The following is a 12,990-nucleotide window of genomic DNA, read 5'->3' on the forward strand; positions in this document are numbered from 1 at the left end:
ATCAATCGTCACGTATCCTTCGATAGAGTCTATTCTATCAAAGAAACCTATTAGAGTGGACTTTTTCTATGAATAGTCAGATAAATCGACTTAAAGAATTGTCTGAATTGTTTCTAAAGTTAGGTGCTATTGGCTTTGGAGGTCCCCAGGCTCACATTGCCATGATTAACGATGAGGCAGTTGAGCAACGCGGCTGGCTTGATGCTGATGAGTTTAGCGATGGTCTGGCGTTATGTGAAATGCTTCCAGGCCCAGCCTCGACTCAGATGGGTATTTACACCGGCTATGTTTATGCTGGTTGGTTGGGGGCTTTGGTAGCAGGTCTGGCATTTATTACACCAGCCTTCTTGATTGTGGTAACTCTAAGCTGGGTTTACTTTCAGTTTCAACAGCTACCCCAGCTAATCGCTCTATTTTTTGGGCTATCGCCTGTCATGATCGCCATCATTCTGGGCTTTTGTTATAAGTTAGGCCGCAAATCTATTCAGAACTGGATAGGGATAACAATTGCTGCTATGGCTTTTTTGGCAAGCACATTCAGCAATCTCAGCACCCTGGTTTTATTCTTGCTGGCAGGACTATTAGGGATTGGATTATATGGCTCTAAAAGTCTCCGGTTCAATAGCGTCGCCCCCTTAGGATTATTGGCAACATTGCAGCCTAGTTTTTGGGGAACTGAACGCATATCAGAATATGGCTGGCCTTTATTTACGTTTTTCCTACAGGTAGGAACACTTATTTTTGGCGGTGGATTAGTCATTATCCCGCTGTTGGAGTTCGAGGTGGTGGAACGTTTAGGTTGGCTATCTACTGCTGACTTTATCAATGGCGTTGCTATCGGACAGCTTAGTCCTGGCCCTGTCGTCCTCACAGCGGCATTTGTGGGATATAAAATGGCTGGTTTTTTTGGAGCACTGATTTCTGCCATAGGCATTTTTACGCCATCGTTTCTATTTATTATGCTGGCAGCTCCTGTTTTGGTTCGGTTACGACAAAATACTTGGGTCCAGGCATTTCTAAAGGGTATTAAACCAGCTGTAGTCGGTGCAATTATGGCAGCGGCCATCCCCTTAGGGCAAACGGCATTTGGGCGAGAAACTTGGGCGCTATCGATCTTGGCTGGGGTGGTTGCGATCGCATCCCTAATCGCCATTATCCGTTTCAAAGTTACCGCATGGAAACTCATTCTAGGCGGTGCTGCGGTAGGTCTCATCGGCTATCCCCTCTTAGGAGGAGCTTAAGTTTTGAGTGTTAAGTGCTGAGTTTTAAGTGATTCCGGTTAAAACGTTTTACACGGCACGAAAATCCGTGAGTAATAAACCTCATAATTTAGAACTCAAATCTTTTCTTACCCACGTGTCTCCCTACTATGCATCTCCAACCTCACCATCGCATTGCGATCCTGCTTCACAACGGCATTACTGGAGCCAAGGGTAAAACCGGGCTTGCCCTGCTGCGCTATAGCCAGAATCCCATTGCCGTTGTTGTGGATGAAACCTGTGCGGATCAATCGATTCAAGAACTTACCGGCATCAATCGAGATGTACCCATCGTGGCCACGATGGCAGCCGCTTTGCACTATCAGCCCGATGTACTGGCTATTGGACTTGCTCCATCTGGAGGTCGTTTACCAGAACCATGGCTGGAAGATGTGAGGGTTGCGATCGCAGCAGGCCTGAATGTGATGAACGGTCTCCACACCTACTTCAACGATGATCCGACGTTGACTAAGTATCTTGACCGAACCCGCTACCCCGACCAGTGGATTTGGGACATGCGCCAGGAAACCCCTGGGCTTTCCGTTGGCTCAGGCAAAGCACGCGACTTAAACCATTGCCGCCGTGTATTGGCAGTTGGCACTGACATGGCGGTTGGCAAAATGTCTACATGTATTGAACTGAACCGCGCCACTCAGGCAAAAGGCTTGCGATCACAGCTAATTGCCACTGGCCAAACAGCTCTAATGCTTGGGGCTCCAGGCATAGCCCTCGATGCTGTGCGCGTAGACTTTGCAGCCGGGGCAGTAGAACAAGCTGTCCTCGACCATAGCGCCCAAAATGATGTGCTCTATGTAGAAGGTCAAGGCTCTTTGCTCAATCCAGCCTCGACCGCCACATTACCCTTACTACGGGGCACTCAGCCAACCCATCTTGTCTTGGTACACAAAATTAATCTAGAACGCATTCAACACTTTCCAGACTTTATCATCCCCCCTATTCAAGAGGTGATTAAACTCTATGAAACTGTGGCTCATGCAGGTGGAACCTACAGAGCACCGAAAATGGCAGGTATTGCTTTGAATACCTTTGGAGTCAGTGAAGATGAAGCTAGAAATGCAATTTCAAACTTATCAGAAACGACCGGACTACCTTGTACAGATGTTGTCCGCTTTAGCCCATCTCCAATCCTCGACGCTATTCTAAATACCTAACTCTATTGAGCGTAGACCCAACAACCCAAAACTCAAAACTAAGCATTTAGAACAAACTACTTTTTCCTCAAACGATAGGTAATGCGGCCCTTAGTCAAATCGTAGGGAGTTAGTTCAACCTTGACCCGATCACCTGGCAAAATCTTGATGTAATTACGACGAATTTTGCCAGAAATATGGGCTAATACATTAAACCCATTATCTAAATCCACTCGAAACATAGCGTTGGGAAGAGATTCGGTAACAGTCCCTTCCATTTCAATTAAATCTTGCTTAGACAATTAGCTAATCCTCAATTCAATCAATAATCAAACACGAAGCGGACAGACTTCACCGTCCACCCGCTCCAATAGCAGCTACTTGAACACGTTAGAATAACTGCTGACATCGCTAGTGCAATTTAAATCTCTCACGATTGTCCCTTGTTCTAGACAATGGAACCACCGTTATAAGATTAACAAACGATACCCAAATTGCTATGAAATGGTCCGCCAATAGATGTCTACTAATAACATATACATAGACAGTTAACCTATGCTTGTAAAACCTGTTTCAAATCAGCTTCTACAGACCCCATTGCCTGATGCCCATTGACCGACACTAGTTGCTGGCGACTTCTAAAGAATTCAATCAGGGGTTCCGTTTGCTTACGATAAACCTCTAATCGGTTACGAATAACATCTTCGTTATCGTCCTTACGACCGCGCGACAATAAGCGAGATATCAGCACATTATCCGGTACCTCCAGATTCAGCACACATTCACAAGGCTGCTGAATCTCTGCAAGCAGCTTGTCTAGAAAGTTAGCCTGGCTAACATTACGGGGAAAGCCATCCAAAATCCAACCCTTACTGGCATCTTTCTGACCTAAACGCTCACGAATAAGATCCAAAATCAGCTCATCAGGTACCAACTCCCCAGCATTCATATAGGATTCCGCTTTTTGACCAAGCTCACTCTTGGCAGCCACCGCTGCTCGAAGAATATCTCCAGTCGAGATGTGAGGCACATCAAAATCTTTAGATAAAACGGCGGCCTGAGTCCCCTTACCAGCACCAGGAGGACCTAAAAAAATTACTCTGATCACTATTTTTTCACCATACCCTCGTAACGTTGAGAAATCACATAGGTCTGAATCTGCTTGGCTGTATCAATAGCCACACCTACCAAGATCAGCAGAGAAGTAGCACCTAAGCCTTGAAATACGGTTACGCGCAAACCACTTTCTACCATACTGGGAACCACCGCAACGACCCCTAAGAACAAGGCACCAAGGAAAGTTAGACGATTTAAGACTTTCCCAATAAAATCACTAGTAGCCTTACCGGGCCGAATACCTGGGATGCTTGCCCCCATTTTCTTCAAATTCCGCGACATATCTTCAGGATCCACAACCAGTGATGCATAGAAGTAGCTGAAGAACAGAATCATAACCAGATACATCAGGTTGTAAGGTGGAGAACCCGGGCTCAAAAATCGATTTACAAAGTCTGAGATCCCAGGATTAGATAGCGTGCTGGCAATATAAGGAGCCGCCTGTAAAGGTAGAACCAAAATAGCCGACGCAAAAATGATAGGCATCACTCCACCTTGGTTTAGACGCAGAGGCAGGTAGTTGCTCTTTTCCAGATAGAGTTTTCGACCTACCTGTCGTCGTGCGGAAACAATGGGAATTCGACGCATGCCCTCTTGGACAAACACAATCCCCACAACCATAGCCAAATATACAAGGCTGACAACTATGATACCTGCTACTTCCTGACGAGAGGATGTTGGCGACTGAGCTACGGTGACGGCACTATCAAGTAAGCGAGGTAGTGATGAAACAATGTTCAGAAAAATCAGTAAAGAAGCCCCATTACCAACACCACGCTCGGTAATTAACTCCCCTACCCACATCACAAACATTGAGCCAGCAGTTAAAGCAACTGCCGTTTCAACAATGAATAGGATGCCAGGCTCATTCGCAAAAGGACTTAGCAAAAAGCTAGCCAGCAATGTACTCTGCAGTACCGCCCACCCCATCGCAACATAGCGAGTGATTTGGGAAATCTTGCGTCGTCCAGCCTCACCTTCATTTTTCTGTAAATCCTCCAATTGAGGAATAGCGGCTGTCAGCAACTGCATAATGATAGAGGCGTTAATGTAGGGCAAAATGCCTAAGGCAAAAATACCCAACAGGGATAAACCACCACCCACAAAAATATCAAGGAAACCAAGCAGGCCTCCAGCATCAACCTGCTGTGAGAAAGCGACACGATCAATCCCTGGCACAGGGATATACATTCCCAAGCGTACCAACACCAACAATCCCAAAGTCACCAGCAAACGCCCACGCAAACCGGCTGCTTGAGCCATTTGCAAAAACGTTTCCTGAGCGCTTGGTGTCTTCCCTCGACTGACAACCATAATCTTTAGATTCTGTTTTAGATTCTAATTAAACATAAGCTGCGCCCAGGACGGAAACCAAGACACAGCTAACTGAGTTATATGCTTATTCTAGAGGCTTACGCCACGATTTCACAGGTACCACCAGCTGCCTCAATCTTAGCTTTCGCACTTTGGGTAAATGCTGCAGCTTTAACCGTTAAGGCAACATCAAGCTGACCATTGCCCAAAATTTTCAGTGGTCCATCGTTAGATGTAATGATTCCAGCTTCCATCAGAGATTCTATAGTCACCTCTGAACCTGCAGAAAGCTCAGCCAAGCGCGAAACATTTAGCACTGTGAATACCTTTTGATTCACAATGGGAAAATGCTTAAGCTTTGGAATTCGGCGATATAGCGGTAGCTGCCCACCCTCAAAACCAGGGCGCGTAGGGCGACCCGAACGAGATTTTTGCCCTCGCATTCCAAAACCACAAGTAGCCCCCTGTCCGGCTGAAATGCCACGCCCTACGCGACGACGACGGCGTCTTGAACCAGCTTTTGGCTGAATATCCTCTAATCTCATTGTTCTAAATCTCAACAATTTTTAATTATCTCAGATCTAAGCGTAGAGCTTCTCAAGGGGGATATCCCGCTCCTTAGCAACCTCAGAGAAAGTTCTCAATGAGGCCAACGCAGCAGCAGCAGCTCGAGCATTATTTAATTGATTACCAGAGCCTAACTGTTTAGCTAAAACGTTCCGCACACCTGCAAGCTCAAGCACAGTACGAACGGCACCACCAGCAATTACACCAGTACCAGGAGCAGCTGGGCGCATGAAGACACGAGCACCACCCGCTTCACCAGTAGCAGGATGAGGCAGCGAATAGGCCTTATTCAAAGGCACATCCACTAAGTTTTTCTTCCCATCAGCTACACCCTTCTTAACAGCACCGATTACGTCGCTGGCTTTACCAACACCAACACCAACTTGGCCTTTCTCATTGCCAATTACTACGATGGCGCGAAAACTTAGCTTTTTACCGCCCTTAACCACCTTAGTGACACGGCGGATTTGAACAACTCGCTCCTGCCACTCTGACTCTTTTTCTTTACCTTTATTGCTCTTGCGACGTTCCTTTGCCATGATTTAACCCTTTAAGAAGTCCTAGAAATCCAGACCAGCCTCACGAGCAGCATCTGCCAGAGCTGCCACACGACCGTGATAAAGCTTACCACCACGGTCAAAAACAACGTGCTTAACTCCCTTAGCTAAGGAACGTTCAGCAATCAACTTACCGACCTTAGCTGAGGCATCCTTAGTAGCGCCAGTATCTCCTTTAAGGTCAGCCTCTAATGTAGATGCTGCAGCCAGGGTGTGATGCTTATAATCATCAATTACCTGGGCATAGATGTGATTATTAGAGCGGTAAACCGCTAACCGAGGGCGCTCAGCAGTACCCTTGACTCGGCGACGAATGCGCGCGTGACGACGACGGGTAGATTGTTTACGCGTAGCTTTCATAACTCAATTACTTCCCTGCTTTACCAGCTTTACGTCTCACCATCTCACCGAGATAGCGTACACCTTTACCCTTATAGGGCTCAGGCGGTCGGGCATCACGAATCTTAGCAGCGACGGTTCCTACTAGTTCCTTATCAATACCAGACACAATTATATTCGTGTTGTTTTCTACCTTGAACTCAATGCCTTTTGGTGGTTCGAATTCGACCGGATGGCTATAGCCCAAGTTCATATTCAAGGTCTTACCCTTGACAGCAGCACGATAACCAACGCCTTTAATCTCAAGACGCTTCTCAAAGCCCTTAGAAACACCCTCTACCATATTGGCAATCAAAGTACGTGACAGCCCATGACATGCTCGCGCAGCACGCGACTCATCTTGACGGGTCACAATTACTTGCTCACCTTCCTGGGTAATATTGACTTCCCCAGGTAAAATGCGAGACAGCTCTCCCTTTGGACCTTTGACAACTACTGATTGAGCATTGATAGACACGGTAACACCTGAAGGTACAGGTACCGGTTTTTTACCAATCCGAGACATTTTAATTTTTCCCTAACCGCCAGCAATAGCCGCGAAAACAACTAATTAATACAAGCAAGGCAAAACATTACCAGACGTAACAGAGCACTTCTCCACCGATACCCTTATGACGAGCATCTCTGTCAGTCATGATGCCACTTGAGGTAGAAACGATGGCAATGCCGATACCCCCCAACACTCGCGGTAAATCTTTGCAGCTTGAATAAACTCGCAAACCCGGCTTACTGACACGAGTCAGATTACGAATAATAGGTTGCTGCATCTTACCCTTGTACTTTAGACTCACCGTCATCATGCGTGCCACACCTTCAGTTGCGTCCGAGGTATCACCAATAAAGCCCTCTTCCTGAAGCACTTTGGCAATATTACGGGTAACTTTGGTAGATGGGATTTGGACAGTCCTATGCCGCGCGAGATTTGCATTTCGAATGCGCGTCAGCATGTCTGAAATCGTATCGTTAGACGCCATATTTCTCTCTCGTATAAACCTTAGTTATCCCGGAACGGCATTCCCAGCTCTTTGAGAAGAGCACGCCCTTCCTCGTCAGTCTTGGCAGTGGTAACAATCGTAATATCCATGCCGCGAACCTGATCAACACTGTCGTAATCGACCTCAGGAAAAATCAACTGCTCACGCAGACCCAAGGTGTAGTTTCCCCGACCATCAAAACTCTTAGGACTAACCCCTCGAAAATCGCGAATACGGGGTAGAACCAAATTGATTAAGCGATTTAGAAACGCATACATACGCTCAGAACGAAGGGTAACCATAACCCCGACTGGCATACCTTGACGAATTTTAAATCCAGCAATCGCCTTCTTAGCACGAGTGATCACAGGCCGTTGACCAGTAATTACACCCACCTCGCTCACAGATGCTTCCAATGCTTTAGCATTCTGTGAGGCTTCTCCTAAACCACGGTTGACAGTTACTTTGAGTACCTTGGGTACCTGGTGTACATTTTTGTACTCAAATTGCTCCATTAACTTAGGAACAACCTTTGTATTGTAAAAATTTTTCAGCTGTTCAGCCATTCTCTCGTTCCTTTCCCTGGGCTTGGTCAGGGACAAATAGTGAGCTAATCAATGATCTCGCCTGTCTTTTTCAAGATGCGGACTTTACGACCATCATCGGTAAACGTATAGCCAACACGACTAACAACTTTTTCCTTTTTGGAATAAAGCATCACGTTTGAACTATGAATCGGAAACTCAGATGTAACAATCTGTCCTGACTCCCCCTCTTGACGAGGCTTAACATGCTTAGTACGAATGTTGACACCTTCAACAATTATCAGGCTCTTCTTAGGCAAAACAGCAGTAATTTCGCCTACTTTGCCTTTATCCTTACCGGTGATAACCTGCACAGTGTCGCCTTTCTTAACGTGCATCTTGTGACGCACAGCTTGTTTGCTAGCCACTACAGTACCTCCGGTGCTAGTGAAACAATTTTGGTAAAGTTTCTGTCACGCAACTCACGAGCAACAGGCCCAAAAACTCGAGTACCTTTTGGATTGTTGTCATTATTAATGAGAACAGCGGCATTATCATCAAAACGAATGCTCATACCACTGTTGCGACGAAGATTTTTCTTGGTACGTACAACAACAGCACGGACAACGTCAGATTTCTTTACACCCATGTTTGGTAGCGCGTCCTTAACAACGGCGATAATGACATCACCCACGCTCGCATAGCGACGATTACCGCCGAGAACACGAATGCACATTAGCTTTCGTGCGCCGCTGTTGTCTGCCACATTCAGATATGTTTCCTGCTGAATCATTAGTTGGCTCCCCTACACTTTTTCAGAACGGCCTACAATATCGGCAACGACCCAGCACTTGGTTCGGCTAAGAGGGCGACTTTCGCGAATACGAACAATATCGCCATCCTTACACTCATTAGCATCGTCATGGGCCTTGTACTTTTTAGTACGGACGACGATTTTCTGATATTTGGGGTGGGGGACACGATTTTCAACAGCCACAACAACTGTCTTATCCATTTTGTCGCTCACCACTCGCCCCGTTAGTTCTCTAGCTGCCATAGCTTTTTCAACTCCTACTGCTCGCTACTCACTGCCGCATTTTCGCTAGTCGTCGCACCAACACTCAGTTGCCGTTCACGCTCGATAGTCATTAGCTGAGCCAATTTACGACGAGCATGCTTAAACTGATGAAATCCTGTCTCCATCTGACGGGTGGCTAGCTGGAAGCGCAAATCAAACAGTTCACGCTTAACATTAGCAATTTCAGTAGACAGCTCATCTTCACTGAGTTTCCTCAACTCTTTAGCCTTAGAAAGCGCCATAAATTATCCCTCCAATCCTTCACGAGCGATGAATTTTGTTTTGAATGGCAGCTTAAAGGATGCTAAACGCATCGCCTCACGGGCAATTTCCTCAGGCACACCAGTAATTTCAAAAACAATTCGACCGGGCTTGATCACAGCAACCCAAAATTCAGGGTTACCCTTACCAGATCCCATACGGGTCTCAGCCGGACGCATCGTCACAGGCTTATCTGGGAAAACACGAATCCAAATTTTCCCGCCACGCTTCACATAACGAGTCATCGCACGACGAGCAGCCTCAATTTGGCGAGAAGTCATCCAAGAGCACTCAGTGGCTTGGAGAGCATATTCACCAAAGTTAATTGTGCTGCCACGATGGGCCATACCGCGCATACGACCGCGATGCTGTTTACGAAATTTTGTTCTTCTAGGACTCAGCATGATGCTTAAACAGGCTAAACAGTTAAAGAGAAATAATTAGGACTCGTTAGAACGGTCCTCGAACTGTTGACGACGACGTGGCTGACGACGACGTGGCTGATTATTAGCAGGTTGAGGAACATCTTCCTGACCTGGAATAATTTCACCTTTGAAAACCCAGACCTTAATGCCTAGAATTCCGTAAGTAGTCTGAGCAGTTTTGTAAGCGTAGTCAATGTTCGCGCGCAACGTATGCAGGGGCACACGCCCTTCACGTGTCCATTCAGTACGAGCGATTTCAGCCCCATTCAAACGACCACTAACCTGAATTTTGATCCCTTCAACACCAGCACGTTGAGCACGTTGAATTGTCTGTCTTACCACTCGGCGAAACGATACACGTCGTTCAAGCTGCTGAGTAATGTATTCAGCAATCAGAGCAGCTTCAGCATCAACTCGAGCAACCTCGATTACATTGATACGAATTTGACGGGTATTATCTTTGAGTTGTTTTTGTAAACCAGCCCGCAGAGACTCAATACCTGTGCCACCACGACCAACAACAACACCAGGTCGAGCTGTGTGCACCTCTAAATCAATTTGATCGGCTTTACGAGCAATCTTGATATCAGAGATACCAGCGTTATTGAGGGTTTTCTCAATAAACTGACGAATTACATGATCCTCTTGCAATTGACTAGGGTACTGCTTTGAGTCGGCATACCAACAAGAAGCGTGCTCTTTAGTAATGCCAAGACGAAAGCCAATTGGGTGAATTTTTTGTCCCACAAATCCTTCCTTATACAGAGCTAACAGCGAAAAAATACTAGACCTTAACTAGCAGAGCCAGGGGCCACTGCAATTGTTATGTGACAGGTTGGCTTACGAATTTGATAAGCACGCCCCTGGGCCCGAGGTCGATAACGCTTAAGGACAGGCCCCTGATCAGCAAACGCTTCGCTAATGTAAAGATCAACGGGGTCCATGCCATTGTTATGCTCAGCATTGGCTACAGCAGAGCGGAGAACTTTAAGAATTGGTTCACAAGCCCTGTAGGGCATAAATTCAAGAATGATTAGAGCTTCTCGGTAGGAGAGGCCGCGAATCTGATCAAGTACCCGACGCACCTTATGAGGCGACATTCGAATATAGCGAGCAACAGATTTAACTTGATTACTACTGTCAATATCAACCATGGCTAACCTCCCTATCGTCTCGCTTTCTTATCACTCTTGACATGCCCACGAAATGTACGCGTGGGGGCAAATTCACCCAACTTATGCCCGACCATTTGTTCGCTGACATACACCGGGACATGCTGACGACCATTATGAACAGCAATGGTATGCCCAATCATTTGAGGGATAATAGTAGAGGCACGAGACCAGGTTTTAATCACCTGCTTGTCCCCTTTAGCATTGAGCTTTTCAATCTTTTTGAGCAGGTGATCCGCCACAAAAGGACCTTTCTTGAGAGAGCGAGCCATAGTTTCGCCAGCCTAACAACAATCGGTTGAACAACAAAATTTGGATGAGCAATAGAATCCAAACGAATGGATAAACATTTATGCGTCTCGACCACCGCGGCCACGCTTAGAGGAACGACGACGACGACGAACAATTAGCGAGGTACTAGCCTTCTTCTTATCGCGGGTCTTATAGCCAAGTGCTGGTTTACCCCAGGGAGTCACAGGACCGCTACGCCCAATGGGAGCACGACCTTCACCACCACCATGGGGGTGATCCACAGGGTTCATAACACTGCCTCGAACCTCTGGTCGACGCCCCAACCAACGCTTACGACCAGCCTTACCTAAAGTTACGTTACGAGACTCTACGTTACCTACTTGACCGATTGTGGCGTAACATTCACGACGAACCATACGGACTTCACTCGAAGGCAACTTGAGGGTGACATATCCCCCTTCCTTAGCCATTACTTGAGCAGAAGCACCAGCTGCACGAACAATTTGACCACCACGTCCTGGATACAGTTCAACATTATGAACCGACGTGCCAAGAGGCATCTTATATAGTGGCAAAGCATTACCCACCTCAAGGGGAGCATCAGTCCCAGCGACAATAGTAGCCCCCACTTTTAATCCCACGGGATGCAAAATGTAGCGCTTCTCGCCATCTTCATACTGAACCAGAGAGATGCGCGCATTTCTGTTGGGATCATATTCAACCGAAAGAACCTCAGCCGTTACCTCTCGCTTATCGCGCTTAAAATCAATCACGCGATAGAGACGCTTGTGACCACCACCACGATGACGGCAAGTAATCACACCACGGTTGTTTCTTCCCTTGGCACGATGAATAGAGCGCGTTAATTTCTTTTCCGGCTTACTCCGAGTGATTTCTGAAAAGTCAGAAACACTGCGCTCACGAGTACCTGGAGTCAGAGGCCGATAAGTACGAATTCCCATGTTTTTATCTACAAACTAATTGAGTAGTGCTAAAGCCGGTACTAGACATCTGGGAAAAGAGGAATGCTATCACCCTCAGCGAGAGTCACAACTGCTCGCTTATAGGTAGGCTTATAGCCTATAAAACGGCCAAGGCGCTTCTTCTTACGAGGCGGATTCATAGTACTAATGCCAGTCACTTTGACATCAAACAATGCTTCAATCGCTGCCTTAATTTCAGTTTTTGTAGCTTTTGGAGCAACCTCAAAGGTGTATTGATTATTTTCCAGATTGAGGGTCGCTTTTTCACTAATAATTGGCTTCCGAACAATGTCGGGCAGATCTCGGGGGTCAATTGCCTTAGGCACTGTACACCTCCTGAATTTTCTCGAGAGCTGTTGCTGTCACCACTAGCTTGTCAGCTAGAACGATGTCGTAAGCATTGAGATTAGTAGCCAAAATCAATTTGATGTTGGCCACATTACGCACAGAGCGATAGACTACTTCATTTTTCTCAGCTGTGATCATCAAAACTTTCTGCTCAACATCAACTCCCCAACGTTCCAGAGCTGAAAGCACTTCTTTCGTCTTAGGAGCTGAGAGTTGATCAGCAAAGTTTTCAACAACGACCATGTCATCCACTCGACTTTGGAATGCTGTACGCAGGGCTAAACGACGCTCCTTGCGATTCATCTTGACATCGAAGTCACGAGGTTTGGGACCAAAGATAACCCCACCTCCACGCCACAATGGAGAACGGTTAGAACCAGCACGAGCTCGACCGGTACCTTTTTGACGCCACGGCTTACGGCCACCTCCACGCACCTCGGAACGCGTCTTTGAAGACAACGTGCCTTGGCGAGAATTATGCATCTGACGCACAATGGCGCGATGCACTATATGAGCAGCGTTATCTTCCTTGGCAACGCTTAGATCAAGGGTGGCAGTACCTGCATCAGCCCCTTGCCAGTCTTTTATTACGCAATCAACCATGATAAGT

Annotated in this window: 22 protein-coding genes; 2 read left to right on the forward strand and 20 right to left on the reverse strand. The window is 46.7% G+C overall.

Annotated elements, in window-relative coordinates; translation table 11 throughout:
- Positions 1-68: 68 nt before the first annotated feature.
- Together chrA and SPB21_RS18560 are read left to right on the forward strand one after the other, a co-directional pair.
- Positions 69-1,241 (forward strand): chromate efflux transporter, encoded by a 1,173-nt coding sequence (gene chrA / locus SPB21_RS18555; RefSeq protein ID WP_163703007.1) that lies wholly within the window; start codon positions 69-71, stop codon positions 1,239-1,241.
- 128 nt (positions 1,242-1,369) lie between these two features.
- Positions 1,370-2,431 carry an N-acetyltransferase DgcN family protein gene (locus SPB21_RS18560; RefSeq protein ID WP_499867382.1) on the forward strand — a complete coding sequence of 354 codons (1,062 nt, stop codon included), beginning with the start codon at positions 1,370-1,372 and terminating at the stop codon, positions 2,429-2,431.
- 56 nt (positions 2,432-2,487) lie between these two features.
- On the opposite strand, the gene infA is transcribed toward SPB21_RS18560, so the two are convergent.
- The 20 genes from infA to rplD all read right to left on the reverse strand — a co-directional run bounded on the left by infA (position 2,488) and on the right by rplD (position 12,983).
- The gene (gene infA, locus SPB21_RS18565) at positions 2,488-2,712 is read right to left on the reverse strand and encodes a translation initiation factor IF-1 (protein ID WP_006276978.1); all 225 of its coding nucleotides are present in this window, start codon (positions 2,710-2,712) and stop codon (positions 2,488-2,490) included.
- A gap of 251 nt (positions 2,713-2,963) precedes the next feature.
- Positions 2,964-3,518 (reverse strand): adenylate kinase, encoded by a 555-nt coding sequence (locus SPB21_RS18570; RefSeq protein WP_163661938.1) that lies wholly within the window; start codon positions 3,516-3,518, stop codon positions 2,964-2,966.
- On the reverse strand, positions 3,518-4,840 hold the full coding sequence (secY, locus tag SPB21_RS18575; RefSeq protein WP_163661940.1) for a preprotein translocase subunit SecY: 1,323 nt from the start codon (positions 4,838-4,840) through the stop codon (positions 3,518-3,520). The genes SPB21_RS18570 and secY overlap by 1 nt, the downstream gene beginning before the upstream one ends.
- Positions 4,841-4,938: 98 nt before the next feature.
- Positions 4,939-5,385 carry a 50S ribosomal protein L15 gene (gene rplO, locus SPB21_RS18580; protein WP_163661942.1) on the reverse strand — a complete coding sequence of 149 codons (447 nt, stop codon included), beginning with the start codon at positions 5,383-5,385 and terminating at the stop codon, positions 4,939-4,941.
- A gap of 36 nt (positions 5,386-5,421) precedes the next feature.
- Entirely contained in the window at positions 5,422-5,946 is a 525-nt protein-coding gene (gene rpsE, locus SPB21_RS18585; RefSeq protein WP_006515899.1) for a 30S ribosomal protein S5, read from the reverse strand.
- A 21-nt stretch (positions 5,947-5,967) separates the two neighbouring features.
- A complete protein-coding gene (rplR, locus tag SPB21_RS18590; protein ID WP_006515900.1) occupies positions 5,968-6,324 on the reverse strand; it encodes a 50S ribosomal protein L18 in 357 nt (118 codons plus the stop codon).
- Between the two features lie 7 nt (positions 6,325-6,331).
- Positions 6,332-6,868 carry a 50S ribosomal protein L6 gene (rplF, locus tag SPB21_RS18595; RefSeq protein ID WP_163661946.1) on the reverse strand — a complete coding sequence of 179 codons (537 nt, stop codon included), beginning with the start codon at positions 6,866-6,868 and terminating at the stop codon, positions 6,332-6,334.
- A gap of 67 nt (positions 6,869-6,935) precedes the next feature.
- On the reverse strand, positions 6,936-7,337 hold the full coding sequence (gene rpsH, locus SPB21_RS18600; protein WP_163661948.1) for a 30S ribosomal protein S8: 402 nt from the start codon (positions 7,335-7,337) through the stop codon (positions 6,936-6,938).
- 20 nt (positions 7,338-7,357) lie between these two features.
- A complete protein-coding gene (gene rplE / locus SPB21_RS18605) occupies positions 7,358-7,903 on the reverse strand; it encodes a 50S ribosomal protein L5 (RefSeq protein ID WP_163661950.1) in 546 nt (181 codons plus the stop codon).
- Between the two features lie 44 nt (positions 7,904-7,947).
- The gene (gene rplX, locus SPB21_RS18610; RefSeq protein ID WP_163671561.1) at positions 7,948-8,259 is read right to left on the reverse strand and encodes a 50S ribosomal protein L24; all 312 of its coding nucleotides are present in this window, start codon (positions 8,257-8,259) and stop codon (positions 7,948-7,950) included.
- Between the two features lie 29 nt (positions 8,260-8,288).
- Positions 8,289-8,654 carry a 50S ribosomal protein L14 gene (rplN, locus tag SPB21_RS18615; protein ID WP_006515905.1) on the reverse strand — a complete coding sequence of 122 codons (366 nt, stop codon included), beginning with the start codon at positions 8,652-8,654 and terminating at the stop codon, positions 8,289-8,291.
- Positions 8,655-8,666: 12 nt separating this feature from the next.
- Positions 8,667-8,918 (reverse strand): 30S ribosomal protein S17, encoded by a 252-nt coding sequence (gene rpsQ, locus SPB21_RS18620; RefSeq protein ID WP_163661952.1) that lies wholly within the window; start codon positions 8,916-8,918, stop codon positions 8,667-8,669.
- A gap of 14 nt (positions 8,919-8,932) precedes the next feature.
- Entirely contained in the window at positions 8,933-9,181 is a 249-nt protein-coding gene (gene rpmC, locus SPB21_RS18625; RefSeq protein WP_163661954.1) for a 50S ribosomal protein L29, read from the reverse strand.
- A gap of 3 nt (positions 9,182-9,184) precedes the next feature.
- Positions 9,185-9,604, reverse strand: coding sequence for a 50S ribosomal protein L16 (rplP, locus tag SPB21_RS18630; protein ID WP_006515908.1), 420 nt, complete (start codon positions 9,602-9,604; stop codon positions 9,185-9,187).
- A 36-nt stretch (positions 9,605-9,640) separates the two neighbouring features.
- Positions 9,641-10,372, reverse strand: a complete 732-nt coding sequence (gene rpsC, locus SPB21_RS18635; protein ID WP_006515909.1) for a 30S ribosomal protein S3 — start codon at positions 10,370-10,372, stop codon at positions 9,641-9,643.
- A gap of 44 nt (positions 10,373-10,416) precedes the next feature.
- Positions 10,417-10,779 carry a 50S ribosomal protein L22 gene (gene rplV, locus SPB21_RS18640; protein WP_006515910.1) on the reverse strand — a complete coding sequence of 121 codons (363 nt, stop codon included), beginning with the start codon at positions 10,777-10,779 and terminating at the stop codon, positions 10,417-10,419.
- 11 nt (positions 10,780-10,790) lie between these two features.
- Complete coding sequence (rpsS, locus tag SPB21_RS18645) at positions 10,791-11,069, reverse strand: 30S ribosomal protein S19 (RefSeq protein WP_163661956.1); 279 nt, start codon at positions 11,067-11,069, stop codon at positions 10,791-10,793.
- Positions 11,070-11,147: 78 nt separating this feature from the next.
- Positions 11,148-12,011, reverse strand: coding sequence for a 50S ribosomal protein L2 (gene rplB / locus SPB21_RS18650; protein ID WP_163661958.1), 864 nt, complete (start codon positions 12,009-12,011; stop codon positions 11,148-11,150).
- Positions 12,012-12,052: 41 nt separating this feature from the next.
- A complete protein-coding gene (locus SPB21_RS18655) occupies positions 12,053-12,358 on the reverse strand; it encodes a 50S ribosomal protein L23 (protein WP_163661960.1) in 306 nt (101 codons plus the stop codon).
- A complete protein-coding gene (rplD, locus tag SPB21_RS18660; RefSeq protein ID WP_163661962.1) occupies positions 12,351-12,983 on the reverse strand; it encodes a 50S ribosomal protein L4 in 633 nt (210 codons plus the stop codon). Before rplD ends, SPB21_RS18655 begins: the two co-directional genes overlap by 8 nt.
- Positions 12,984-12,990: the final 7 nt, after the last annotated feature.

It is taken from the genome of Leptothoe sp. ISB3NOV94-8A (genome assembly GCF_043421595.1).
Lineage (GTDB): Bacteria > Cyanobacteriota > Cyanobacteriia > Phormidesmidales > Phormidesmidaceae > Leptothoe > Leptothoe turfae.

Excerpts from the sequence above, each read along its gene's own strand:
- secY (WP_163661940.1), bottom strand. The coding sequence starts at position 4,840 with ATGGTTGTCAGTCGAGGGAAGACACCAAGCGCTCAGGAAACGTTTTTG.
- rpsS (WP_163661956.1), bottom strand. The coding sequence starts at position 11,069 with ATGGCTCGCTCTCTCAAGAAAGGTCCTTTTGTGGCGGATCACCTGCTC.
- rplB (WP_163661958.1), bottom strand. The coding sequence starts at position 12,011 with ATGGGAATTCGTACTTATCGGCCTCTGACTCCAGGTACTCGTGAGCGC.
- SPB21_RS18560 (WP_499867382.1), top strand. The coding sequence starts at position 1,370 with ATGCATCTCCAACCTCACCATCGCATTGCGATCCTGCTTCACAACGGC.
- rpsQ (WP_163661952.1), bottom strand. The coding sequence starts at position 8,918 with ATGGCAGCTAGAGAACTAACGGGGCGAGTGGTGAGCGACAAAATGGAT.
- rplP (WP_006515908.1), bottom strand. The coding sequence starts at position 9,604 with ATGCTGAGTCCTAGAAGAACAAAATTTCGTAAACAGCATCGCGGTCGT.
- rplN (WP_006515905.1), bottom strand. The coding sequence starts at position 8,654 with ATGATTCAGCAGGAAACATATCTGAATGTGGCAGACAACAGCGGCGCA.
- chrA (WP_163703007.1), top strand. The coding sequence starts at position 69 with ATGAATAGTCAGATAAATCGACTTAAAGAATTGTCTGAATTGTTTCTA.
- rplV (WP_006515910.1), bottom strand. The coding sequence starts at position 10,779 with ATGGTTGATATTGACAGTAGTAATCAAGTTAAATCTGTTGCTCGCTAT.
- rplO (WP_163661942.1), bottom strand. The coding sequence starts at position 5,385 with ATGAGATTAGAGGATATTCAGCCAAAAGCTGGTTCAAGACGCCGTCGT.
- rplF (WP_163661946.1), bottom strand. The coding sequence starts at position 6,868 with ATGTCTCGGATTGGTAAAAAACCGGTACCTGTACCTTCAGGTGTTACC.
- rpmC (WP_163661954.1), bottom strand. The coding sequence starts at position 9,181 with ATGGCGCTTTCTAAGGCTAAAGAGTTGAGGAAACTCAGTGAAGATGAG.
- rplE (WP_163661950.1), bottom strand. The coding sequence starts at position 7,903 with ATGGCTGAACAGCTGAAAAATTTTTACAATACAAAGGTTGTTCCTAAG.
- rplD (WP_163661962.1), bottom strand. The coding sequence starts at position 12,983 with ATGGTTGATTGCGTAATAAAAGACTGGCAAGGGGCTGATGCAGGTACT.
- rpsE (WP_006515899.1), bottom strand. The coding sequence starts at position 5,946 with ATGGCAAAGGAACGTCGCAAGAGCAATAAAGGTAAAGAAAAAGAGTCA.
- rpsH (WP_163661948.1), bottom strand. The coding sequence starts at position 7,337 with ATGGCGTCTAACGATACGATTTCAGACATGCTGACGCGCATTCGAAAT.
- rplX (WP_163671561.1), bottom strand. The coding sequence starts at position 8,259 with ATGCACGTTAAGAAAGGCGACACTGTGCAGGTTATCACCGGTAAGGAT.
- rplR (WP_006515900.1), bottom strand. The coding sequence starts at position 6,324 with ATGAAAGCTACGCGTAAACAATCTACCCGTCGTCGTCACGCGCGCATT.